The organism is Bacillus sp. LJBS17 (assembly GCF_019334685.1).
In the GTDB taxonomy this organism is placed as follows: Bacteria; Bacillota; Bacilli; order Bacillales; family Bacillaceae; genus Bacillus; species Bacillus subtilis.
Window position 1 is genome coordinate 535,633 of record NZ_CP079759.1, and the last position, 23,682, is coordinate 559,314.

Annotated in this window: 24 protein-coding genes and 1 pseudogene; 12 read left to right on the top strand and 13 right to left on the bottom strand. The window is 39.4% G+C overall.

The window, feature by feature from the left end:
- Positions 1-107: 107 nt before the first annotated feature.
- A complete protein-coding gene (locus tag KXZ66_RS02770; protein WP_219144777.1) occupies positions 108-1,499 on the top strand; it encodes a MocR-like pyridoxine biosynthesis transcription factor PdxR in 1,392 nt (463 codons plus the stop codon).
- Positions 1,500-1,694: 195 nt separating this feature from the next.
- Positions 1,695-2,120 carry a MaoC family dehydratase gene (locus KXZ66_RS02775; protein WP_021481670.1) on the top strand — a complete coding sequence of 142 codons (426 nt, stop codon included), beginning with the start codon at positions 1,695-1,697 and terminating at the stop codon, positions 2,118-2,120.
- Between the two features lie 52 nt (positions 2,121-2,172).
- On the opposite strand, the gene KXZ66_RS02780 is transcribed toward KXZ66_RS02775, so the two are convergent.
- Positions 2,173-2,745: an alpha/beta hydrolase gene (locus KXZ66_RS02780; protein WP_031315637.1), complete on the bottom strand. Its 573-nt coding sequence runs from the start codon at positions 2,743-2,745 to the stop codon at positions 2,173-2,175.
- An 82-nt stretch (positions 2,746-2,827) separates the two neighbouring features.
- Complete coding sequence (locus tag KXZ66_RS02785) at positions 2,828-3,157, bottom strand: winged helix-turn-helix transcriptional regulator (protein WP_219144778.1); 330 nt, start codon at positions 3,155-3,157, stop codon at positions 2,828-2,830.
- A gap of 253 nt (positions 3,158-3,410) precedes the next feature.
- On the opposite strand from KXZ66_RS02785, the gene KXZ66_RS02790 reads away from it, so the two are divergent.
- The 5 genes and pseudogenes from KXZ66_RS02790 to KXZ66_RS02810 all read left to right on the top strand — a co-directional run bounded on the left by KXZ66_RS02790 (position 3,411) and on the right by KXZ66_RS02810 (position 7,798).
- Entirely contained in the window at positions 3,411-4,283 is an 873-nt protein-coding gene (locus KXZ66_RS02790) for a YitT family protein (protein ID WP_029317361.1), read from the top strand.
- A 568-nt stretch (positions 4,284-4,851) separates the two neighbouring features.
- The gene (gene aseR, locus KXZ66_RS02795; protein ID WP_014478961.1) at positions 4,852-5,187 is read left to right on the top strand and encodes a metal-responsive transcriptional regulator AseR; all 336 of its coding nucleotides are present in this window, start codon (positions 4,852-4,854) and stop codon (positions 5,185-5,187) included.
- A 12-nt stretch (positions 5,188-5,199) separates the two neighbouring features.
- Positions 5,200-6,507: an arsenical efflux pump membrane protein ArsB gene (locus tag KXZ66_RS02800; RefSeq protein WP_014478962.1), complete on the top strand. Its 1,308-nt coding sequence runs from the start codon at positions 5,200-5,202 to the stop codon at positions 6,505-6,507.
- A 58-nt stretch (positions 6,508-6,565) separates the two neighbouring features.
- Positions 6,566-6,811, top strand: a pseudogene (locus tag KXZ66_RS02805) (hypothetical protein).
- A 195-nt stretch (positions 6,812-7,006) separates the two neighbouring features.
- Positions 7,007-7,798, top strand: coding sequence for a GNAT family N-acetyltransferase (locus KXZ66_RS02810; protein ID WP_103803989.1), 792 nt, complete (start codon positions 7,007-7,009; stop codon positions 7,796-7,798).
- Positions 7,799-7,867: 69 nt separating this feature from the next.
- On the opposite strand, the gene KXZ66_RS02815 is transcribed toward KXZ66_RS02810, so the two are convergent.
- The 6 genes from KXZ66_RS02815 to KXZ66_RS02840 form a co-directional block, all read right to left on the bottom strand.
- Positions 7,868-8,755 carry an LCP family glycopolymer transferase gene (locus KXZ66_RS02815; protein ID WP_077671268.1) on the bottom strand — a complete coding sequence of 296 codons (888 nt, stop codon included), beginning with the start codon at positions 8,753-8,755 and terminating at the stop codon, positions 7,868-7,870.
- A gap of 154 nt (positions 8,756-8,909) precedes the next feature.
- Positions 8,910-9,737, bottom strand: a complete 828-nt coding sequence (locus KXZ66_RS02820; protein WP_038827562.1) for a polysaccharide deacetylase family protein — start codon at positions 9,735-9,737, stop codon at positions 8,910-8,912.
- Between the two features lie 242 nt (positions 9,738-9,979).
- A complete protein-coding gene (locus tag KXZ66_RS02825) occupies positions 9,980-11,119 on the bottom strand; it encodes a hypothetical protein (protein WP_021481660.1) in 1,140 nt (379 codons plus the stop codon).
- On the bottom strand, positions 11,116-12,564 hold the full coding sequence (locus KXZ66_RS02830; protein ID WP_032727142.1) for a HAMP domain-containing sensor histidine kinase: 1,449 nt from the start codon (positions 12,562-12,564) through the stop codon (positions 11,116-11,118). Before KXZ66_RS02830 ends, KXZ66_RS02825 begins: the two co-directional genes overlap by 4 nt.
- 3 nt (positions 12,565-12,567) lie before the next feature.
- Complete coding sequence (locus KXZ66_RS02835) at positions 12,568-13,269, bottom strand: response regulator transcription factor (protein ID WP_219144967.1); 702 nt, start codon at positions 13,267-13,269, stop codon at positions 12,568-12,570.
- Positions 13,270-13,512: 243 nt separating this feature from the next.
- On the bottom strand, positions 13,513-14,415 hold the full coding sequence (locus KXZ66_RS02840; protein ID WP_128746932.1) for a DMT family transporter: 903 nt from the start codon (positions 14,413-14,415) through the stop codon (positions 13,513-13,515).
- 132 nt (positions 14,416-14,547) lie between these two features.
- On the opposite strand from KXZ66_RS02840, the gene KXZ66_RS02845 reads away from it, so the two are divergent.
- Entirely contained in the window at positions 14,548-15,996 is a 1,449-nt protein-coding gene (locus KXZ66_RS02845; protein WP_014478966.1) for an aminotransferase-like domain-containing protein, read from the top strand.
- 117 nt (positions 15,997-16,113) lie between these two features.
- Here KXZ66_RS02845 and KXZ66_RS02850 read toward each other — a convergent pair whose 3' ends face one another.
- Positions 16,114-16,737 (bottom strand): flavin reductase family protein, encoded by a 624-nt coding sequence (locus KXZ66_RS02850; protein WP_029725823.1) that lies wholly within the window; start codon positions 16,735-16,737, stop codon positions 16,114-16,116.
- 89 nt (positions 16,738-16,826) lie between these two features.
- Here KXZ66_RS02850 and KXZ66_RS02855 point away from each other — a divergent pair, with 89 nt between their 5' ends.
- Positions 16,827-17,507, top strand: coding sequence for an ArsR/SmtB family transcription factor (locus tag KXZ66_RS02855; protein ID WP_014478969.1), 681 nt, complete (start codon positions 16,827-16,829; stop codon positions 17,505-17,507).
- Between the two features lie 80 nt (positions 17,508-17,587).
- Here KXZ66_RS02855 and KXZ66_RS02860 read toward each other — a convergent pair whose 3' ends face one another.
- The 3 genes from KXZ66_RS02860 to KXZ66_RS02870 form a co-directional block, all read right to left on the bottom strand.
- Positions 17,588-18,031 carry a carboxymuconolactone decarboxylase family protein gene (locus tag KXZ66_RS02860; protein ID WP_219144779.1) on the bottom strand — a complete coding sequence of 148 codons (444 nt, stop codon included), beginning with the start codon at positions 18,029-18,031 and terminating at the stop codon, positions 17,588-17,590.
- An 85-nt stretch (positions 18,032-18,116) separates the two neighbouring features.
- Positions 18,117-18,296, bottom strand: coding sequence for a hypothetical protein (locus tag KXZ66_RS02865; protein WP_010886421.1), 180 nt, complete (start codon positions 18,294-18,296; stop codon positions 18,117-18,119).
- Entirely contained in the window at positions 18,293-18,436 is a 144-nt protein-coding gene (locus KXZ66_RS02870; protein WP_014478971.1) for a hypothetical protein, read from the bottom strand. The genes KXZ66_RS02865 and KXZ66_RS02870 overlap by 4 nt, the downstream gene beginning before the upstream one ends.
- Before the next feature lie 267 nt (positions 18,437-18,703).
- Between KXZ66_RS02870 and ydfH the strand changes: the two genes are divergently transcribed.
- From ydfH to KXZ66_RS02885, 3 genes are all read left to right on the top strand, one after another.
- Entirely contained in the window at positions 18,704-19,927 is a 1,224-nt protein-coding gene (ydfH, locus tag KXZ66_RS02875; protein ID WP_219144780.1) for a two-component system sensor histidine kinase YdfH, read from the top strand.
- Complete coding sequence (ydfI, locus tag KXZ66_RS02880) at positions 19,920-20,561, top strand: two-component system response regulator YdfI (protein WP_219144781.1); 642 nt, start codon at positions 19,920-19,922, stop codon at positions 20,559-20,561. Before ydfH ends, ydfI begins: the two co-directional genes overlap by 8 nt.
- 115 nt (positions 20,562-20,676) lie before the next feature.
- The gene (locus KXZ66_RS02885; protein ID WP_219144782.1) at positions 20,677-22,848 is read left to right on the top strand and encodes an MMPL family transporter; all 2,172 of its coding nucleotides are present in this window, start codon (positions 20,677-20,679) and stop codon (positions 22,846-22,848) included.
- A gap of 57 nt (positions 22,849-22,905) precedes the next feature.
- Here the strand turns inward: KXZ66_RS02885 and KXZ66_RS02890 are convergent, their stop codons facing one another.
- Positions 22,906-23,595, bottom strand: a complete 690-nt coding sequence (locus tag KXZ66_RS02890) for a DUF554 domain-containing protein (RefSeq protein ID WP_167568882.1) — start codon at positions 23,593-23,595, stop codon at positions 22,906-22,908.
- Between the last annotated feature and the right edge of the window lie 87 nt (positions 23,596-23,682).

Consider the following 23,682-nt stretch of genomic DNA (forward strand, 5'->3'; position numbering starts at 1 on the left):
ACAAAACCAGTAGCTAAGGATTACAATGACTATAAACTGGAATTGGCCTTTTATAAACAGCCAGTTTTCATAAAAAAATGCATACCAGTTAGGAGAACAACGCGCAAATGGATATCACGCCTTTTTTGGATAGAAATCTGGATATTCCGCTTTATCAGCAGCTTTATCGATATTTTAAAGAAAATATGCATCGGGGCCGTATTCAAAAAGGAATGAAGCTTCCTTCAAAAAGACTCCTGGCGAATCAGCTTTCCATCAGCCAAACGACTGTTGAACGTGCCTATGAACAGCTCGCTGCTGAGGGCTATATTGTGAGCAAGCCAAGAAGCGGGTGGTTTGCTGATTATCATGATTCTGATTTTGCTTATGATAGAATGCCAAGCACAACACCCATTCAACAAGAAGCAGAAGAAAATAAACAATCGATTGATTTTCATTATGGGAATGTAGATTCTTCTTACTTCCCTTTTTCCGCATGGCGAAAAAGCATGGTCAATAGCTTAGACCAATATGGACACGAGCTTTATCGGCCGGGACATGTTTTAGGAGAGTTTGAGCTGAGAACACTCATTGCAGAGTACCTGTATCAATCTCGGGGTGTTCATTGCGGCCCTGAACAAGTGATTATAGGTGCCGGGAACCCTATTCTGCTGCAAATCTTGTGCCAAGTTTTTGAGCCGAATATTTCTATAGGGTATGAGGATCCTGGTTATCCAAGAGCACGCAAAATTTTTGAAGCCAATCGCATGAATATTGTTCCGATACCAGTCGATGAGGAAGGAATCTGTATACAGAAGATCAAAGAACAGCAGCCAAACCTTGTATATGTCACACCTTCCCATCAATTTACGCTGGGAACCATAATGACAATAAACAGAAGAATTCAGCTGCTCAAATGGGCGGCCGAAAATCAATCCTTTATCATAGAGGATGATTATGACGGGGAATTTAGGTACACAGGACAGCCGGTTCCTTCTCTGCAAGGGCTTGATCAGCATAACCGTGTCATTTATATGGGCACTTTTTCTAAGTCACTTCTGCCCTCGCTGCGCATCAGCTATATGATTCTTCCTTCGCCTCTTTTAAAAAAGGGGCATGAAATCACGTCCTTATATAAGCAAACAGTGTCCTGCCACAGTCAGCTAACCCTAGCTGAATTTATAAAAAATGGAGAGTGGCAAAAACACATCAACAGAATGAGAAAGCTTTACCGCAAAAAAAGAGCCATTGTATTAGAGGCAGTGCAAAGGGAATTAGGAGAGCATGTCAGAATTCGCGGAGAAAACTCTGGGCTTCGTATCTTACTTGACGTTTATTTGCCATTTGGTGAAAAAGAGTTAATTGAGAAGGCGAAAAAACATGGAGTAAAAATTTATCCTGTTTCTCTTTCTTATCAAAATCATCCTCCCACAAAAACGGTCTCGCTCGGGTTTGCAGGGGTTTCTGAATCCGACATAAGAGAAGGCATAAAAAAACTGAAGGCTGCCTGGAAGATATGAGGGAGCTTTCAGTTTAGCAAGACGGCCAAGTGACGACTAAGTGTTGAGAGCTGTTCAATATTTTTTAAGTATATGATGTGAGTGCCAGCAGTCCAGCCCACGATATGTCTGTTTAGCGAAAAACAGAATTTTTTATTTGCTCATCACAGTGCTAAAATAAACAAAATAGACAATTGAAAAAATAGAGGTGTAAGAATGAAGTTAGATGAGTTTACAATTGGCCAGGTCTTCAAAACGAAATCATTAAAAGTATCAAAAGATGATATTATGCGGTTTGCGGGTGAATTTGACCCTCAGTATATGCATGTAGATGAAGAAAAAGCGAATAAAGGCAGATTTAATGGAATTATCGCTTCCGGCATACAAACACTGGCCATATCTTTTAAACTTTGGATTGAAGAAGGTTTCTATGGAGACGATATTATAGCCGGAACAGAGATGAATCATATGACATTCATAAAACCTGTATATCCGGATGATGAATTGTTTACAATTGTTAAGGTTCTTGATAAGCAGCCAAAGAGAAATGAATTGGGAATACTCACAGTATTGCTATCTACTTATAATCAAAAAGAAGTAAAAGTGTTTGAAGGTGAGTTATCTGTATTGATCAAACGATAACTCAGAAAGCCCGCTTTTCGCGGGCTCGATTGAAGCAGATGGGTGAAAGATGTTAGCGAGTTTCCTTTGAAAAATAAGAGGTTAAAACATCATAAACAATAGGCAAAGAAGTAAATCCCTCATCTTCTAGAAAATGACCTCCGTGCTGAACTTCATATAACGCAGCATCAATTTGTTGTGCCAGATCCTTGCTGAATGAAAAAGGCACAATTTGGTCGTCCTTAGAAGCAATGACAGCACGGTGCTTCGCGGACTCAATGATTGTTTGATGATCAAACGATCCCTGTGTAAATTCATCTAACATCTTTAAAGTGGGCAATGATTTGGCAAAGCCGGAAACAAGTATGATTCCGCCAAGCTGTTTTCGTAATTGAAGATGTTCCAAAAATCTCAAAATGGCGGGGCAACCTAAGCTGTGCGCAACCAAATACGTATTTTCATGTAAAGTGTGCTGATATAAAGAGAGTGTATCCAGCCAATCCTCAAGTCTTGGCTGGAGCGGATTAGGCATGTTTAAAATGTCTGCTTTGACCCCATCTGCGAGCAGGCGTTTTTTCAGCCAAGGGAACCAATGATTTGTTGAGGAGGCTCCGTAGCCATGAATGATATAGACTTGTTTTGTCATTTTTTCCTCCACACGAAGCATTTTCATTCAGTATAAAATTCCTCTCATTGGGAAACAAGTACGCACTTTTTTGTAAGTAGTTTTACATATGAGGCATTCCTTGTGCCATTCCCCACTTACACATTTCATCTATGAGGGGATACAAGGATCGCCCTCTGTCAGATAACGAATACTCTACTTTCAGTGGGGTTTGAGAAACCTCAGTCCGATGAATAAGGCCGTCAGTTTGCAATTCCTTAAGCTGTGCGCTTAACATTTTATGGGTGATGAAGGGCATAGCCCTTTTCAGCTCGCCGTATCTCATCGTTTTTTCACACCCTAACTCATAGAGAATTCTCATTTTCCATTTGCCCCCTATAAGAGACAAGGTGTATTCAAATGGGGCTTGTTTACTGCGGCACAGGCTATCCATGTAATCGAACCTCCTTTTTAAGGTATCATATCAGAATAATTCAGGATTTTCGGTGTTGAAGTTTGAGGGCGATTCACGATCTGAAGTGAAAGGGGCCGCTTGCTCAACAGGCGGCACGGTACATGAATGTTCTAAGTCAAAGAGGGTTACCTTACTGTTAATTACTTTATTTAAAAAAACGCATGTTTTTAGCTGAAAATATCTATTATGGTATATTTAAATATAACGAAATATTTGAGAAATGAGGAATGGTATGAATACAACCAAAAAACATAAGAAATTTAAAGCGAAAATGATTCTCCAAATCATCATGGTTATCATTGGAGGAATCATTGCGGCATATGGACTAGAAACAGTGCTCATTCCAAACAGTGTATCTGATGGAGGGGTGACGGGTCTTAGCATCGTTGGTTCACAGCTATTCAACTTGCCGCTGGGGATTTTGATTGCTGTGATCAACATTCCATTTGTCTGGTTAGGATATAAGCAAATAGGGAAAAGCTTTGCATTATTATCAATTATCGGAATCGTATCGCTTGCCGCGGGGACAAGCTTTTTCCACCACACACCCGCAATCATAGAAGGAGATACCCTGTTAATTACCGTTGTCGGCGGGATTATCCTTGGATTTGGAATGGGGCTGGCGCTGCGTAATGGCGGCGCATTAGATGGTATTGACATGCTTGCTGTGCTGCTATCCCGAAAACTGCCCTTCGGAACGAGCGATCTCATTCTATTCTTAAACCTATTTGTGTTTATTTTTGTTTCCACAGTATTTGGCTTACAAGGGGCATTGCTTTCAGTCATTGCTTACTACATTGCATCCAAAGTGATTCATGTTGTGGAGGAAGGCTTAAGCGGCTCTAAAACCTTTCAAATTATTACAACCCAACCTGAATTAATGGTAGAGACAATACGTGATCAATTAGGCCGAAGCGCCACATATAAAGAAGCTTACGGGGGTTTTTCCCACGAGAAATTTAAAGAAATCACATGTGTCATCAACCGTTTAGAAGAAACCAAACTAAAGGAAATTATTAATGATATTGATAAATCCGCCTTTGTCACCGTATATGACGTAGCTGAAGTGAAGGGCAGCAATTTTAGAAATCTTAATCATCACTAAAAAATAGAATGACCTTTTTAACCGTAACTGACATGCCGCGGGTAATTTAATCAAAAACACTTTTTTGAGGCTTGTGGGTGAATAACCGGTGAAGGTCTCAATCATAAATACCAAGGGTATCAAAACCCTTGGTATTTTTTGTATTTTGCTGATTGCTATTATGCTTTCCTGTCCGATATCCATTTCAGTTACTGATTTGGGAATGAAATGCTTTGTCCGCCATAAGTGTTGTCCTGGCCATCCTTCCTGCCAAAAACCAAAAGCAAACACAAGCTATATTGCCGTACTCGGTTCAATGTACAATGGGTAAAGGAAAATAAAGAGATTGATATTAATTGAATCAAACATATTTGATGTTCCAAATATAAGGGATTGTTTATATAAATAAAAGTTTATATAATGACGGTGGCGCTAAGGTAACGCGGGGAGCTACTCAGGTTTTCGTTTCGAAGTTTTGATCCTTAAGATATACGGAGCGCTAAATATGGAAACGTAAAGGGGAATGTAGAATCATTTGGCGTGTATATAATGATTTGCTTATATATTGATTTGGGAAGGAGGAGCTCATATGACGATTGATGTTGCGGCGATGACTCGTTGTTTGAAAACACTTAGTGATCAAACTAGGCTTATAATGATGAGATTATTTCTTGAAAAAGAATATTGTGTCTGTCAATTGGTTGATATGTTCGAAATGAGCCAGCCCGCCATAAGCCAGCATTTGCGGAAATTAAGAAACGCAGGTTTTGTGAATGAGGACAGAAGAGGCCAATGGCGTTATTATTCAATAAATGGTTCCTGTCCTGAGTTTGATACATTGCAATTGATCTTACATCAAATCGATCAGGAGGATGAATTGTTAAACCATATCAAACAAAAGAAAACTCAAGCGTGTTGCCAGTAAGGAGGCATTAGATTGACATCAATGATTTTGGCAGTATTCATCTTTTTATTAACTCTAGTATTGGTCATATGGCAGCCGAAAAATTTATCTATAGGGTGGTCAGCCTGTGGAGGCGCAGTTTTAGCTCTAATAGCAGGTGTTGTCAATTTTCATGATGTGTTAACTGTGACAGGGATTGTTTGGAATGCGACCTTGGCTTTTGTGGCCATCATACTGATATCGTTAATTCTTGATAATATCGGTTTCTTTGAATGGGCAGCGCTTCATATGGCTAAGGCTGCAAAAGGAAACGGTGTGCGGATGTTCGTTTATGTATCTCTTTTAGGAGCTATTGTCGCCGCGTTATTTGCAAATGACGGTGCAGCTCTTATATTGACACCAATCGTATTAGCGATGGTCAGAGCATTACATTTTAATGAAAAATTAGTTTTTCCTTTTATCATTGCCAGCGGATTTATTGCGGATACCACTTCGCTTCCTTTAGTAGTGAGCAATTTGGTCAACATTGTTTCAGCGGACTATTTTCATATTACGTTTATTGATTATGCATCCAGAATGGTTGTCCCGTACTTGTTTTCGCTGCTGGCGAGCATCATTGTACTTTACCTTTTCTTTAGAAAAAGCATACCAAAACGCTATGATCTGACTGAGGTTAAAAAACCTGTTGAAGCAATTAAAGATCAAAACATGTTCAGACTGTCATGGTATATCTTAGGGCTGCTGTTAATTGGATATTTTGCAAGTGAATTTTTTTCTATCCCTGTATCAGTGGTAGCGGGTAGCATTGCGATCATTTTCTTAATCGCTGCGCAAAAGAGTCCGGCCGTCCATACAAAGAAAGTGGTGAAAGAGGCGCCATGGGCTATCGTATTCTTTTCAATTGGCATGTACGTTGTTGTGTATGGTGTCCGAAATGCCGGATTAACGGATGTCCTTTCAGATGTGATTCAAGCCGCAGCTGATCAAGGATTGTTTGCTGGGACAATTGGAATGGGCTTTATTGCGGCGATTCTTTCTTCCATTATGAATAACTTGCCGACTGTTATGATTGACGCATTGGCTATTGCCGGTACAGACACACATGGGATGATGAGAGAAGCGCTTATTTATGCAAATGTGATCGGTTCAGATTTAGGGCCTAAAATAACACCGATTGGTTCCTTGGCGACATTATTATGGCTTCATGTTCTTTCGCACAAAGGTATGAAGATTTCCTGGGGCACGTATTTTAAAACAGGAATTATCCTCACGATACCCACTTTATTGATCACACTTGTCGGCCTGTATATTTGGCTGCTGATAATCCATTCTTGTTTCTAAAAGGACAAGGTCACTATATCAAGGAAAACAATGCACAGGTAACTCTTGCCGCAGCCAAATGGCTGAAGGGTGGGGGAGAAAATACCTTGGGGACAAGTGGAATATGTACAGCGCAGGAATCGAAGCTCATGGATGACATCGAGTGCTGTCAAAGCAATGAAAGAAGCAGGGATTGATATTTCAAATCAAACATCGGATAAATTTGATGATCCGGCAAAAGCACACGGAACAGAAGAAGTGTTTCCAAAGGGTCCGTGCTGAAATTGGTGACCGTTTAAAACAGTTTGCTGTAACTGGGAAATAAAGAATCGATATACTCAGCGTTTTCTTGGGTTATATAATGCAATGTGTTGTTCAACAGGTGTCTGCGGGCTGAGTGCAGACACCTGTTTTTGTTTTTTATTTGTCTGAGATTCGTAACAGGGAAGTTATTTAGCTGGTGACAGAGGAAAATTGATTTTGTGAACAGAATCAAGAAGAAGACGGTGTTTTAAAGGAGTTGTCTGTTTTGCAGGAATTAACAAAAGAAAAGTATAGTAGCTTAAAAACAATGTTTGATGACAAATATTGTCCCACATTTGTCTATTCAATATTAGACCAAACCATTCCGGGAGCTGTTTATGCAGATGATCAAACCTTTCCTAAATCGTTTTTTATAGGAACTGAATCAGGCATTTATTTTATTGCGGGAGACCAAGGGAATCGGGATTTTCATGATTTCATTGCAGGATATTATGAAGAACAAGTGAAATCATCAAAACGATTTACCTTGTTTTCTTCCAGTGATACATGGGATAGCGTACTGAAACCCATACTGAAAGATGACTTAAACCAAATGAGAAGAGCTGCATTTTCTTATCAACCAAAATCTTCCAAAAAGACTTTGCAACTGCCAAAGGGTCTTGTATTGAAAAGAATAGACGAAGACATCATTTCACACAGCACAGCGTTTAACAGCGCGTATTATGAGGAGTATTGGGATTCTGTCTCACAGTTTGCTTCAAAAGGTTTTGGATTTGCCGTATTACATGGCAATCATGTAGTAAGTGAGTGTACCTCTATATTTTTAGGGCATAATCGAGCGGAAATGGATATCTATACACTTGAGGAATATAGAGGACTGGGGTTAGCTTATTGCGTAGCAAATAAGTTTATAGCGTTTTGTATGGAAAATGGGATTGTTCCTAGCTGGGATTGTGATATCTGCAACAATTCGTCCATTGCATTAGCAGCTAAACTAGGGTTTAAGAAAATAATCGAATACTCTCTTTTTTATTCCGGGAAATCATAAAAAAGAGAAGAGGCAAGAACTCTTCTCTTTACATGAGTAAGCGGTTGGTGAATACCGGTTTTTATTTTATTAAGAATCTAGATTTAATTGCTGGCGAAGTTTCTTCGATAAGTCCTTTCTCGTTTCATCAGTTACAACATGATACCATAAGTGATCTATCTTTTTATCCTCACCTTTTATTTCGATCTGTTTGACATGTTGAACGGCTTCTTTATAAGAGCGTTGAATATCAATCATTTTATCAAGTGTTAAGTTTGTTTGTATATTTTTTTCTAAGGCAGCCAAAATTCCTTGATAGTTTTTTAATGATTTTAATTGTGCTCCTTCGTGAATAATTTGGTTAATGATTTCTCGCTGCCGCTTCTGCCGCCCAAAATCACCGCGAGGATCTTCTTTTCTCATCCGTGCGTATTTAAGGGCAACCTTTCCATCCAGGTGCTGTTCCCCTTTTGGTATATGCACCCCTTCAAGGGTAAAAGGGAAATCATTATTCACTGTGATTCCGCCAATCTCATCTACAATATCTTTAAACCCTTCCATATTGACTTTGATATAATAATTGATTGGGATGTTTAAAAATTGTTCAACGGTTTGAACGGCACCTTCAATACCCTCGTAAGTATATGCTGCATTCATTTTAATATTGGTATTCTTTGATCGCATAAATACTCTGGTATCACGCGGTATACTTACCATCGTCGATGTTTTCGTCTCTGGATTTAAAGTCAGTACGATCATCGAATCAGGTCGTCCTTTATCACCGGGGCGTTCATCTACTCCCAGCAAAAGAATCGATATAGGATCATGCCCAAGACTAGCATCTTGTTGCTTAGAATCTCTTTGCAGAGGTTCATACATATGGTTGACCGATTTTGCTACGTTTCGGTAAATGCTATAGCAGGTCAGGCCTCCAATGGTTAACAAGAGGGCTAGAACAAACAATAAAATACTCTGCATTTTCAGTTTCCTTCTCCCAATTTTCACTATCAAATTCCTTCCTGATCAAGTTGAATATTTATATGTTGTACTGGTTCTTAACGGTTCTATAATAAATAATTCTTTTATCTTCGTGATATTTTGTAGTTCATAAAAGATACTTTAAATATATACTTCAATTGAATCTGAATTGTACCGGTTTGATTGAATCATGAATTGCTTTCATTTCGTATCCGCTTTCCCGGAAATATTTTAATAATTGTTCCAAATACGCCGCGGTAGTCGGCTTTTCATGCATTAATACAATAAGCGGCTCTTTTCCTTCAAGGGTTTTGACTTGCTGAATGACACTCTTAACAAACTCTCCATGAGTGTACTTCCAGTCCTCTGAGTCAACTGTCCAATCCCACAGGTTAAAATGATCACGCTCCACAACATCTCTAAAAGGGCCAGTAATGTAAGGCTTTGACCCGTAAGGTGCTCTTATTAAATGCGTGTTGACTTTGGTTGTTTCTTTAATGTAGTCCAATGTATCGTTCATTTCTGCAGCAAAGCTTTCAGGGGATTTATAGATTTCGGAAACCTGGTGCGTCACGCCGTGAGACCCAACAGAATGACCGTTTTCCGCCATTTTTCTCACAATATTAGGATTTCGCTCGATATTTGGTTTTAACATAAAAAACGTTCCCTTTGCATTGTATTTATGAAGCAAATCCATAATTTTCTCTGAAGCAGCAGGGTTTGGTCCGTCATCAAATGTTAAATAAACGACCTTCCCGATTTCAGCAGGTTTTTTTTGTTCTTTTTTCTGTGCTGAATTTTTGTGTGTTTCTATATGCGCCTGCTCAGAAGCGTTTTTACTTTCTTTTATTGGTTCCTGCTTTGGGCCGGCAAGTGCCTTCCAGGAAATGCATAGTAACGTTACACCTAGAATAATCAATATCCCAAAACCTATTTTTCCTATTTGATTCAACTTACGATCCCTTCTTGGTGAATTTGACACTTTTTCCAACTCCTCAATTGTAGATATCAAAACTAGTTTTCTCGCGAACGAGTCACATAAATTAGAAGGACCAATGAAACTTTGGAGACAAAGCCCGGTAAAAATGATGCTCTTTTAATATAGATGAGAGTTATCGCAGAAGTTTGATCAACTTGTAAACAAAATGTCAACAAATGAAGGAATCATTGTTATGTAATATCTTGCAGGTATAAGAAAAAACCTTATTTCAATAGAAATAAGGTTTACTTGAAGGATATGATATAAGAGCGATCGTCAAAAAATCGGGCTGATGAGTTTTCCATAGAAATATACCGGTTTTGTTCATAAACGAGCAGGTTGCTGCCATCTGGACTCCAATATATTTCTGATGGGCTGGTGCCGTGGTATATAGGTTCTGCGTAGAGGACATTTTTCCCTTGCAGCTTTCCTGCATAAGTATTGTCCTTGTCATATAAAGAGTAAGCGATCTTCTTTCGATCATTAGATATGGTAAAAACAGCTACATTTTCGAGCAGAACAGAGAGCTCACTGTTTCTGAGGTCGTATTCGTATAAGGTTTCTCCGATACCTAAAAATACAAATTGGTCATTGTTTAACCAAACAGGTTCACCATAGGGGCTAATCTGCCGCTTATTTTGAATAGTGATGCTGTCACCGCTGATGGTCCCCGTCATAATGCGATATTGTTGCCCTTGTAACATGGTTAGCAGCAAACTACGTCCATCATCTGAAATGGAAACTGCCGTAAGCGAATCCTTTTCATCAACATTCTTCAATGGATACGTTTTGAGGGTTCCGGAATCTATGTTGAATACATTGACCGCAGTCTGGTCACTTTTTGCCGTGTCAATGACAAGATAACAAATGTATTTGCTATTATTTGACCATGAAATATCCTGTACAAAGGCATCCTTGCTAGAAGAAAAGCTGGCTACTTCCTTTTTGTTTCTGTTCGTCAGTGATATTAGATTTAGTGTTATCTTATTTGATGACATCGTTAATCCGGCGATACTTTTCCCGTCGGGAGACAACTTAAGGTTGGAAGTATTGCGGTCAATGCTCTGCAGAGTTTCAGGTTTTTCAAAAGGATAGGAGACATTCTGAAGATGCTGCGCTTTACCTTCCGTTGTGTCATTTCCTTTGAAAAAACCAACTACAGAGTTTGATGAAGACCAGCCAAGCAACTGGTCAGCTTGAGGGAGGCGATATATCTTCTTCACCTGAAAGGAGTCCGACTTCTGATCGTCATCAATCTGGCTCTCTTCCTTGTTTGGAATGATAATGGTTTCAGATCGCTTGCCCATATTATAGCTGGATACAAAAATCAAGGAAATCAATAATATCCCTGACAATATAATAAACCGTTTGTTCTTCATGATCATTTCTCAACCTTCATGTAAGCTAGTTCAATAGTGATGATTGTATGGTTTTCTTCGTAGAACATCTTGATTGTTCCTCCATGTTTTTCGACAATTGTTTTAACTATGCTTAACCCCAACCCTAAACTTCCTTCTTCCGTCACCTTTTGGTTTATTGAATAAAAAGGCTGAAACACTTTTGTGTATTGGTTGTCGTCATATGGATCACTTGGATTTTTGAACATAAAAAGAACCTGATCTCCCGTAACTTTAGCCTGAATCATGATTTCAGAATGAGATAAACTGTATTTGATCGCATTGTCCAAAAGATTAATAAAGAGTTGGCGCACTCTATTCTTTTGACCATACACATAGAGACTGTCTTCTATCTCATAGGTGATCTTCTTTTTATATCGTTCTGCACGAAATTTCATAGATTCGCATACATCTTTCAAAATCGTTCCTGCATCAATCCTATCGAATTGTTCTTTAGAGGTTTCTCTAGATACCTCAAGAAGTTTTATAACCAAATTGTGCAGACGCCGGCTTTCTTCAACAATATGATTCATTCCTTTATCAAAAAACGCCTGATCTGATTCCCCTTTTTGTTTTATGATTTCAGCATAGCCTTGAATAGAAGTCAGAGGTGTTTTCAGTTCATGGGTCATATTGTCAAAAAAACGTTTTTCCTGTTCATTAAGTTCCTTTAACCTGTCCCGATCTTTTTCGATAGTTGAAATTTGATCCCTAATTCTGGTGATCATATCATTGAAATTAACCGTAAGCTGGCCAATTTCATCTTTTCTAGAAAAATGGATATCCACATCCAGCTTTCCCTTTTTGACTTCTGAGGTGGCCTCTGTCAGCTTGACGATTGGAATCGTGATGTGTCTGGAGAGTATATAAGAGAAAAGAAACGCCGCCACAAATATCGCAAGAGCGATATAAAAAATAATATTTAAAATCTCTCCGCTTTGTTTGTAAAGCAAATTAAAATCTTTAGAAAAACGCAATATGCCAACTTTTGCACCATCAATGACAACTGGATAAGAAAAAAACACCTGTGCTTGATTTCGATCATAGGTGATATGATAAGCATTTTTTCCGTTAATTGCTTTTGCTAGGTCCTCGTCAATGCCTTGCGAAAACACTGTTTTATTAGAAGAAGACAACAAAGTGCCATCTACGGTATAAACGCCTACATTGCTTCCTGTTGAATGAGTTAAACTATCCACTATTTCATCGGCCATATCGCCGAAGTATAATTCATTGTTTTTATAATGATTGATTAAAAATGCTTGATTGATATACATGATGCTGTTTTTTTTTAAGTCTATTAAATCTGAGGTCACAATTTTTTCATTGCTTGACCAAATGACGCTTTTGACCGTTTGATTGAGCACTAGGAAAGAGAGAGAAAAAATCAGAAAAAAACCAATAATAAATTTACCCTTGATCGTCCGTAACACTCTCTACTCCTCCTGCTTCTCGAATTTATATCCAATGCCAAACACTGTTTTAATGAGGTCGCTTGCATCCAGTTTTTTACGGAGTCTTTGGATATGAGTATCTACCGTACGTGTATCCCCGGCAAAATCGTAGCCCCAAACAAATTCCAACAGCTCTGAACGTGTAAAGATTTTTCCACGATGGTCAATCAATGTCTTAAGCAGATCAAATTCTTTAGGAGTCAAATCAACAATGATCCCATCTTTTTTTACTATTCTTTCGTCTGGGATCATCACAATATTTTTTAATTGAATGTGATCCTCATTAGACGATCCTCGATCATTCACGTGGTTAGCTTGTTCAAGACGCCTGAGTATTGTACGAATTCTGGCGATAACTTCACGCAAGTCAAATGGCTTTGTAATATAATCGTCAGCCCCAAATTCCAACCCAAGGACTTTATCAGTGATATCTGACTTTGCGGTGATCATAAGTATAGGGATATTATAGCGTTGGGTCACTTTTTTACAGATATCCAATCCGCTGCAATCTGGCAGCATCCAATCAAGCAGCAGAAGATCGGGTTTAAATTGGTCTAGCTGTTTCATCCCTAAAGTTCCGTTAGATTCAGTACATGTTTGAAAACCTTCCTGCGTAAGCCCGTATGAAAGCAGATCTGCTATTGCTTCATCATCTTCAATAATAAGTATTTTCGTTTTATCCATTATTTCATTCATTCCCTGTTTCATGATTAAATTGAATATATCTATCTTAGAGTCTGCAATATCACTCATTATAGCATCCTTTTTAATAGCGGTTATTCAGAACTTCAGATCAAACTATAATGGGATATATTTTCACCATCGTCAACAAAATCGGGGGAATTGAGCTATCGTTGGATTAGAGGACTATGGTAAACAATTTTAATTGATAAATGAGCTTATTAAAAAGAGATGCGGGTATCTTCTTTATTTATGTATAAGAGCGTTTCCATATCGTTTGATTTTATTGGGTGTTAAATAGGTAAAACATACCCCGCCAACTGTAACCACTCCGCCTAGCAGAGAGATCAATGTGGGTATCTCGCCGATCCAGAGCCAAGATATGATCAAGGCTAAAGCCGGTGTAACATAAAGTGAAAGGGTTGCTTCTGAAGCACCGACGAGTGAAGTGACATATGCTAGTGCGAAGTAAGGAATAACCGTCGGCAATAATCCTAAGTAAACGATAGACAAAGTTGCGCTTATTGAAGCGTTCATCATCTCTTCGCCTAAGCCTGGCAGAAACACAAGCATAGGTATTGTTCCGCCCCAAATGGTGAATGTAACGAATGGAATAAAACCATATTTTTTTATATAGCGGGCTTGAAAAACGAAATAAATACTCTCCGAAAATGCTGCCAGCAGGATGACCAAGATACCGCTCATTGAATATGTAAAGTCTCCCGCCCCAAATGCAATCAATAATACACCCAATAAACTGATCATAGAGCCAAGCCATTTCGCAAATCCAAAATGCTCTTTATAAAACAGGCGGGATAGCATGGCTGAGAAGATCGGTGCCGTAGTAACGAGTAAGCTTGCAACTCCGGCACTAACTGTTTTTTCACCGATGTTCAGCAAAATGTGATAGAGTGCAAATCCTAAAAACCCTAAAAGAAAAATGGCAGGAATGTCTTTCAAGTCGGGTAGGCGCATCTGAGTCAAAACAGCAAAAAGCAATAATGCCATAGAGCCGATTAACAAACGAAATAAAGCAAGGTGTTCTGGTGTGTACCCTTCTAGTCCTGCGCGAATTCCCGGAAAAGCAGATGCCCATAAACCAATCATGAGACTATGAGATATAATTATTTGAACTGTTTTCTTTCGCATTCCTCTCACTCCTCTTTACAAAAACCAACCAGTTATTTAATGTGTTTTTATATTAATAAAGATTTGGTGATATGGCTTCAACCAGTTAAACGGATTTTGACCCAACCAATTTATTTTAAGGAGACCGATTCTATGAGCTTTCCAGAAGAAAAAAAGATGAAAAAGCTCCCTAAGTACAGACAAATCGTTCATTTTATTAAAGAGAAAATAGGAAATGGAGAGTGGCCGATTGGAAGCAAGATTCCAAGCCAGCGCACGCTTGCAAAAGATTTTCAGGTAAATCGGAGCACAGTGATTACAGCGTTAGAGGAATTGATGGCCGATGGGCTAATAGAAGGCACAATGGGGAAAGGCACAGTTGTTATCAACAACACATGGACACTGATGGCTAAGAATTCTGCTCCCGATTGGGATCAATATGTCACCTCTGGCATTCAGATGCCAAGCCGAAAAATCGTTCAAGAGATCAATCAATCGGAATCCAATCCGGATCTGATACAGCTCAGCAAAGGTGAGCTTTCACCTGAGATTTTTCCTTTGGCTGTTATGAAAGAGATGATGGGGAAGGTATCTCATCACATGGAGGCATTCGGTTATGAAGAACCAAAAGGTTACTTACCTTTGAGGGAGGCATTAAGCAACTATTTAAAAACCATTGGAATCAACGTCTCATCTTCTTCCATTCTGATTGTCTCAGGAGCGTTGCAAGCCTTGCAGCTGATATCAATGGGGCTGTTACAAAGAGGATCAACCGTTTATCTTGATCAGCCCTCCTACCTTTATTCATTACACGTATTTCAATCAGCTGGTATGAAGCTGACTGGACTTCCTATGGATAATGAAGGACTTTTGCCTGAAAATGTTCATTTAACAAGAGGAGAGCGAGGAAGGGCTATCTTATATACAAATCCATGTTTTCACAATCCGACTGGTATTCTTATGTCTAAAAAGCGGCGTGAAGAGATCCTGGCAGTAAGTGAGAATACACAGCTTCCTATTATTGAAGATGACATTTATCGTGAGTTATGGATCGATGAAATTCCGCCATATCCTATTAAAACAATTGATAAAAATGGACACGTACTGTACATAGGAAGTTTATCGAAAACATTAAGCCCAGGTTTGAGGATTGGATGGATCGTCGGACCGGAACCGGTGATTGAACGTTTATCTGACATTAAAATGCAAACAGATTACGGATCCAGTTCGCTATCCCAGAGAGTAGCGGCAGAGTGGTTTACTTCCGGCCACTACCAGCAGCATGTAGAAAAGGTTAGGCAGCAATTAAAGGTGAGAAGAGAATTGGCCTTGAGTGCTATAGAAACTCATTTGAAAGATGTGGCGACATGGAATATCCCAAAAGGAGGGTTTTTTGTCTGGATAAAAATATTGCCTTCCATATCAATGAAATTACTTTATACTAAAGCCTTATCAAAAGGGATTCTGCTCAATCTCGGCAGTATCTATGCTCAGGAAAAAGGGAATTATATTCGCTTATCATATGCTTATGCATCTCTTGAAGACCTTCAAAAGGGGATTTATGAGTTGGGTTTAATGATAAAAGAATTAGCAAGCAGGTAACTTTTATATCCTTAAATGGATGTTTCACTAAAAAAGAGATCAAGCCTAATGATCGCTTGATCTGATAATAACAAGGGTTACTAGAATAGACCAAATCATGGTTCGGTCTTAAAATGATCATGTCTCTGAACGAAAAGTCTTTCCGACTTCTCTTCCTAAACCAAAATAATGTCTGAAATTATAGATAAGCGGGCTCCATTTGGAAGGGTTGATATGGTTTTCGTCCAGAATGATACTTTCCTCGGCATGAAAATGTAGTGCCTGCGTCTCTACAATTGCGAATGACGATTCATATTCTGGAAGCCGAATGTGTTTAACTTCGGCTTCGATTTGGATTGGGCATTCTTTAATTCGTGTTGGTGATACTGTTTTTGATTGTAAAGGCGTTAACCCTGCTGCCTCGTATTTTTCTTTTTTATATGTAAATCCGAGCTGCTTCTTTAAAGGCGGTATACTCTTTTTTCCGCTATAAGATGAAATTCTTTCAATGTTTTCCCATAATTCCGGGCCAGGCAAGTTTATGACACATTCTTTGTGTCTTTCCAAATTGTCGATGGCTTTTCCTCCCAGTCCTACTCCAAGGATTATATAATGTCCAAGAGCCCAAGAAGATGACATAGGACTAATATTAGTGGTTCCATCCTCATTCAATGTGGTTAGAAGAAATGTCGAGGTACCATAATACATGATCTTGGGTTTGATTTCCTTAAATCGACGAGTGTCTTGTTTTTTGATGTCCAACGTTTTTTCCTCCTTGTCACGCTTCCATTTATATTGTAAAGGATTAACATTTCAACTATCATCGAAATATGAATGTAAGGAGGAAAATCATGAATCCTAATATTGCAAAAATCTCTTCGTTGCTATCAGATCCCTCGCGTTCTTCCATTCTTCTCAGTCTGATGGATGGCAGGATACACCCTGCGGGAGAGCTTGCATATCTCGCTAACATTAAACCTCAAACCGCCAGTTTTCACCTGAATAAATTGCTTGAAGCAAAGCTGATTAGCGTAGAGAAGCATGGGAGACATCGGTATTACAGATTGTCTGACTCAGATGCTGCAAATGTGATCGAACAATTGCTTCATATTGCGCCTAAAGCAAAAGTCAAATCTTTAAAAGAGTCAAAAGAGAAAAAGGACTTGCATTTCGCCCGTACCTGTTATGATCATTTGGCAGGTTATGTGGGCGTGCAAATGGCACATTCATTAGTTGAGCAGGGGATGTTAAAAAAAGTTGATTTAAACTTTGAGGTGACTTCAGAGGGTGCTTTATTCTTTTCAAAGTTAGGCATCAATGAAGAGCAACAACGGAACAAGAGGAGAGCCTTTGCCCGCTGCTGTTTGGATTGGAGTGAACGGCAGCATCATATTGCAGGAGCATTAGGAAACGCCCTATTGGTGCGCATGTTAGAAGAAGAGTGGATCGTTCGTATGCCTAAAACGAGAGCGATTAGGATTACACAAAGCGGGAAAATCGCGTTTGAAAAGCACCTAAACGTGAAGATTTAGGATGTTGAAACGGAAACATCAGATGATGCGGTACGAAATCTAGGGAGGAGTAAGATTTGTTCTAATCTTACTCCTTCTTCTTATTTTGAAGCATCTCGATTCCCCATTGCAATCGAGATGCGGTTCCAACTGTTTATTTGATTAATGATCAGAACAAGGTCAACATATTGTTTTTCATCATAATGTTCCCGCACCCGATGATATAGCTCATCAGGAACCCTTTTAGATGGAATGAGCGTGATGTGTTCAGATAGTTCGAGAGCCGCTTTCTCTTCAGGTGAGTAAAAATCACATTCATTCCAAGCATGTAAACAGTAAATTCGCTGTCCAGTTTCTCCCATTTTGCAGGCATCGGACGTATGCATATCTATGCAGAAGGCACAGCCGTTCATTTGAGAGACTCTGATTTTGATTAGTTCTCTCGTCGTTCGGTTAATTGAGGATTGTTTCGTGTATTTCTCCATATCCATCATGATTTTCATACCTTCAGGTGCAATCTCATAGTAGGACACTCTTTGACTCATAAGGCAAGACTCCTTTCCATAGAATACCTAGATTGTATCCCGGTATTGATCATTTTACCAATGTGCGGTTTGAATGACAGCTGTTTCACCGTCTTTTGGAAAGAAGTTTCTTTGAATAAAAATAAGGGTAGCCAGCAATGATGAGTGGAGCTGCTAATGCAAGCAGTATCCATGAGCCTGATTGGCTGTCTCTAGTGACTCTAATGAATATATAAGTACCGATCAGAAAATATAATAAAGCACCTAGAAACCAATACATGTTCAATCCTCTTTTTCCTTGCTTTTTGGTTGCGCATTTTTGTCTGTCATATGGCTTAATCGATCAGGGTTCTGATTTTTTAATACCTTCTCAGTCCGGATTCCTTTTCTCTTTAATGATAAAATTGTGAGATCAATCGATTTCAATGATGATCATTCCTTCAATGAATAGTAAGTTCCTTATGATTTTAAAGGTAAATTTGAAAAGATAAAACGTACATAGAGGCAGAACGTTCATGTACGTTTGGGCAATGATCACTTATTGGAAACTCTAATGTTTCCCTGCACCTGATATTGTTGTGTTCCTTCTCTTCCTATAAAATGATTGGATACATGTATGTTTGCACGTTGAAATATGGGTTCGATTGTCATGAATCTCTATTCGGTGAAACAGGTAAAGGAAGTGGATAAGGTTTGCTTATAAGGAATCCTTTCAAAGATAAATATTACTCACATGATAGGCGGGCATTAAACATGCTTGCACTCAGAGTGCCGGGCCTGGCTTTTATTCTCATGATCTATATAGCCTCTATCGTGCTGCAATTTGTTTCTGGGGGCTGGTCCATTTTATTGCTTTATGCGTTTACCATATTAATCGCCATTTTTGCTTTGCTTCATTGGCACTCATATCGCTGGGTTAAGAAAAGGGTGGTTCTGTATTTTGTGATACAAGGTTTGATCACCTTTACACTTGCTAATCTCATGACTGGCTACCTTATGCTGGTCATCATTGGCCTTTATGCATTTTTGATTGGACAGATTATAGGAATGGCAGACAGAAGAAGGACGATTCCCATTCTTTATCTATTGCTGCTGCTGGTCATAAATTCGGCGTATCACCTTCATAAAGGTGAAGTTTTGCATTTTATTGTTATTGCTGCGCCGATCATGATTGTCATCATCACTTATGCCGCAACATTTTTTGCCCAAGTCGATGAAAAAATAAAAGCTCAATTGACTCTTGAAAGGCTGGAGCTGGCTCATCAGCAGGTAGAACAGCTGACGCTGCAGAACGAAAGACAGCGGATGGCCCGAGACTTACACGATACGCTTGCTCAAGGTCTTGTCAGTTTAAATATGCAGCTGGATGCGATTCATGTTTATCTCGCCAAAGGCAACACAGAGAGAGCGAAGGAAATCATACAACAATCGATGAAAAGAGTAAAAAGCACATTAGCTGATGCACGTTCAGCTATTGACGATCTCCGCAGCAAATCAGAAGAAATCGGTGTTTTAAAAGAAAGAATTACCTCGCTAATGGATCATTTTATAGAGTCGACAGGCATGGCTTGTTTATTAGATTACAGATTGCACCAGGTGCTGGATGTGCGTACAGCTGAAAACTGTTATTACATCATTGGAGAATGCATGACGAATGCGGCAAAGCATGCTGAGGCGAAAACAATCTGGATATCCATTTGGGATGATGAAAAGGGAAGGCTCCATTTAACAGTTAAGGATAACGGCAAGGGATTTGATGTTGAAAAAGGAAAGAAAAAGAGAGGACATTATGGGCTTCTTGGCATACAAGAACGTGTCAGGGCAATAAATGGCCAATTCAATATCAAGAGTACAAAATTGAAAGGAACACAAATTGAGATCACTGTACCAATTCAGGGAGAGATGCAAGATGAATAAGGTTTTAATCGTTGATGACCATCTTGTCGTGAGGGAAGGTCTGAAGCTTTTAATTGAAACGAATGATCAATACACCATTATAGGAGAGGCGGAAAATGGAAAAGTCGCAGTCCGTCTTGCAGATGAATTAGAACCGGATATCATTCTGATGGATTTGTATATGCCGGAGATGAGCGGGTTAGAGGCCATTAAACAAATAAAAGAAAAACACGATACCCCCATCATTATTTTGACTACATATAATGAAGATCACTTAATGATCGAAGGGATTGAATTAGGAGCGAAAGGATATCTGTTAAAGGATACGAGTTCAGAAACCCTTTTTCAAACAATGGATGCAGCGATCAGAGGAAATGTGCTGTTGCAGCCTGATATCCTCAAACGTCTGCAAGAAATCCAATTTGAGCGGATGAAAAAGCAGCGCAATGAGACGCAGCTGACAGAAAAGGAAGTCATTGTTCTAAAAGCAATTGCTAAAGGTCTTAAAAGCAAAGCGATTGCCTTTGATTTGGGCGTCTCTGAGCGAACAGTAAAGTCCAGATTAACGTCCATTTACAATAAATTAGGCGCGAATTCAAGAACTGAGGCAGTAACGATTGCCATGCAAAAAGGTATTCTGACAATAGACAACTAAACTGCATATTTGAAAATTGCCCAAACGTACATGCCCGAATGTACGTTTTTTTCATTTCATTGTCAACTACAATGAGAAAGAATGTGATCAAGCAATGTGTTGAAAGGAGATTATCATGTCAAAAATGTTATATACATTAGGAGGATGGGTTGCTCGCAATCGCATAAAAGCAATTTGTGCGTGGATCGTTGTGTTAGTTGCTTCGATAGGCCTTGCAGTCACCTTGAAACCAAGTTTTTCTGAGGATATGTCCATACCTGACACACCTTCGGAAAAAGCGATGGATGTGATTCAAAAAGAATTTCCTCACGGTCCTGATAAAGGGAGCATACGGGTTATTTTCGGTGCTGGTGATGGGGAGAAACTTACTGGGAAGCCAGCAAAAAAAGCAATAGAAGATACGCTCAAAGAAATCAGTAAAGATGATTCTGTTGACTCGATTGCAAGTCCTTTTGTGACAGGGACAATCGCGAAAGATGGCACAGTTGCCTATGCTGATATCAAGTATAAATCATCAGCAGATGATATAAAGGATTACTCTATCAAACACTTAAAAGACAGTTTGAAAATGGCTGATGATGAAGGATTGCAAACTGAGCTAAGCGGAGATGTACCGGGAGCCGAGATGGAGATAGGCGGTGTCTCTGAAATTGTCGGCATTATCTTGGCTTTTGTCGTTTTAGCCATTACATTCGGTTCTTTATTAATAGCAGGTTTGCCGATTTTAACTGCACTGATTGGTTTAGGTGTAAGTATTGGACTGGTTTTGATTGGGACACAAGTATTTGATATTGCTTCCGTCAGTCTTTCATTAGCCGGAATGATTGGCCTTGCTGTTGGTATTGATTATGCTTTATTTATTTTTATGAAACACCGCCAGTTTTTAGGCGAGGGCATACAAAAGAATGAATCAATTGCGAGAGCCGTGGGAACAGCGGGAAGCGCAGTCGTTTTTGCCGGACTTACTGTTATCGTTGCACTTTGCGGATTGACTGTTGTTAACATTCCTTTTATGTCTGCGATGGGGCTGACAGCAGGGCTTAGTGTACTGATGGCTGTTTTGGCTTCCATTACACTTGTGCCTGCGGTCTTATCGATTGCAGGGAAGCGGATGATTCCGAAATCAAACAAGAAAATAGAAAAACAAAGCACTGAAACAAATGTCTGGGGACGCTTTGTCACCAAAAATCCTATCATGCTAAGTGTATGCAGCATTCTGATTTTGATCGTCATTAGTATCCCATCTATGCATTTGGAACTGGGCTTGCCTGATGCTGGGATGAAAGCTAAGGATAATCCGGATCGCCGGGCATATGACTTGCTTGCCGAAGGCTTTGGAGAAGGATTTAATGGCCAATTAACAATCGTAGCGGATGCCACAAATGCTACAGAAAATAAGGCGGAGGCTTTCACAGATGCAGCGAAAGAAATAAAGGATTTAGACCATGTAGCAAGTGTCACCCCTGCAATGTCTAATAAAGAAGGGAACTTTGCCATCATTACTGTCGTTCCGGAAACAGGTCCAAATGATGTCACAACGAAAGATTTGGTACACGATGTACGCAGTTTGTCAGATAAAAACGGAGTAGATTTGCTTGTTACTGGATCGACTGCAGTGAATATTGACATTTCAGATCGATTGAATGATGCGATACCGGTGTTTGCTGTACTTATTGTTGGCTTTGCGTTTGTATTGCTGACCATCGTTTTCCGTTCGCTGCTTGTGCCGCTTGTTGCTGTTGCAGGTTTCATGTTGACGATGACAGCCACTCTTGGAATCTGTGTATTTGTCTTGCAAGACGGGAATCTCATCGACTTTTTCAAAATACCGGAAAGAGGGCCGATACTCGCGTTCCTGCCGATTTTATCGATTGGGATTCTGTTCGGGTTAGCCATGGATTATCAAGTATTCCTTGTCAGCAGAATGCGTGAAGAATATGTAAAAACAAAGAATCCAGTACAAGCCATTCAGGCTGGATTAAAACACAGTGGTCCTGTTGTTACAGCAGCCGGCTTGATCATGATCTTCGTTTTTGCAGGATTTATCTTTGCAGGCGAAGCTTCTATTAAAGCCAACGGATTAGCTCTTTCCTTTGGTGTGCTCTTTGATGCCTTTATTGTAAGAATGACACTGATTCCAAGTGTCATGAAGCTGATGGGGAATGCAGCCTGGTATTTGCCGAAATGGCTGGACAAGATGATTCCGAACGTGGATATAGAAGGGCATCAACTGACAAAGGAAATACAGCCAGAAATAGATCATGAACAAAAGAAGCAAATCATGTAATAGAAAAAGCAGATCTTTTATGATCTGCTTTTTTGTTAAATAGTTAAAGTAATAGCATTAAAACCGCAATCCAAATGCATGAATCACAAAAATCACAACAGGAGGGATCAGGAGGGAAGGCAGCAGATTCAGTGTTTTGAACTTCTTGATTCCAAGAATGCTTAGACCTGAACTGAGGATGAGTATGCCTCCCACAATGGTGATTTCATTAATAAGGTCTGTATTGATTGCGCTCTCCATTACTTGTGCAAATAAATAAATGGAGCCTTGCCAGGCAAATAATACAATGGCAGCAGCCGCTATTCCAAAACCAAAAGTTGAAGCGAGCACAATGGAGGTGATCCCATCTAACATCCCGTTTGTCAGAAGGTATGTATAATCTCCATGCAAAGCGGCTTCAACAGGGCCTAATATTGACAGCGAACCTATACAAAATAATAAGACCGCAGTTGATAAGCCCTCTGCTAAATTGCTTTTAGAAAATTTGTTCACCAGATTGTTGAATCGTAATTCTAAATTGATGATCTGGCCTAGCAAACCTCCAATGGCTAAACTCACAATGAATAGAATGGGGTATTTACTATCAGGCAAGTGCTGTGTAATGGCGTTGATCCCCAGCGCGACCGCAGCGAATCCCATTGCCTGCATCAAAATATCCTGGTATTCATCTTTAATGCCTTTTTTGAATATCCCCCCGATTATGCTTCCTGCAATAATCATCACTGTGTTAAAAATCGTTCCAAACATAAGCTTTCTCCTCCAAAAATCATTCCTGCATAAAAAATAAACCCTCTAGTTAGTAGAGAGTCAAGGGAGATAAAAACATATTCATGA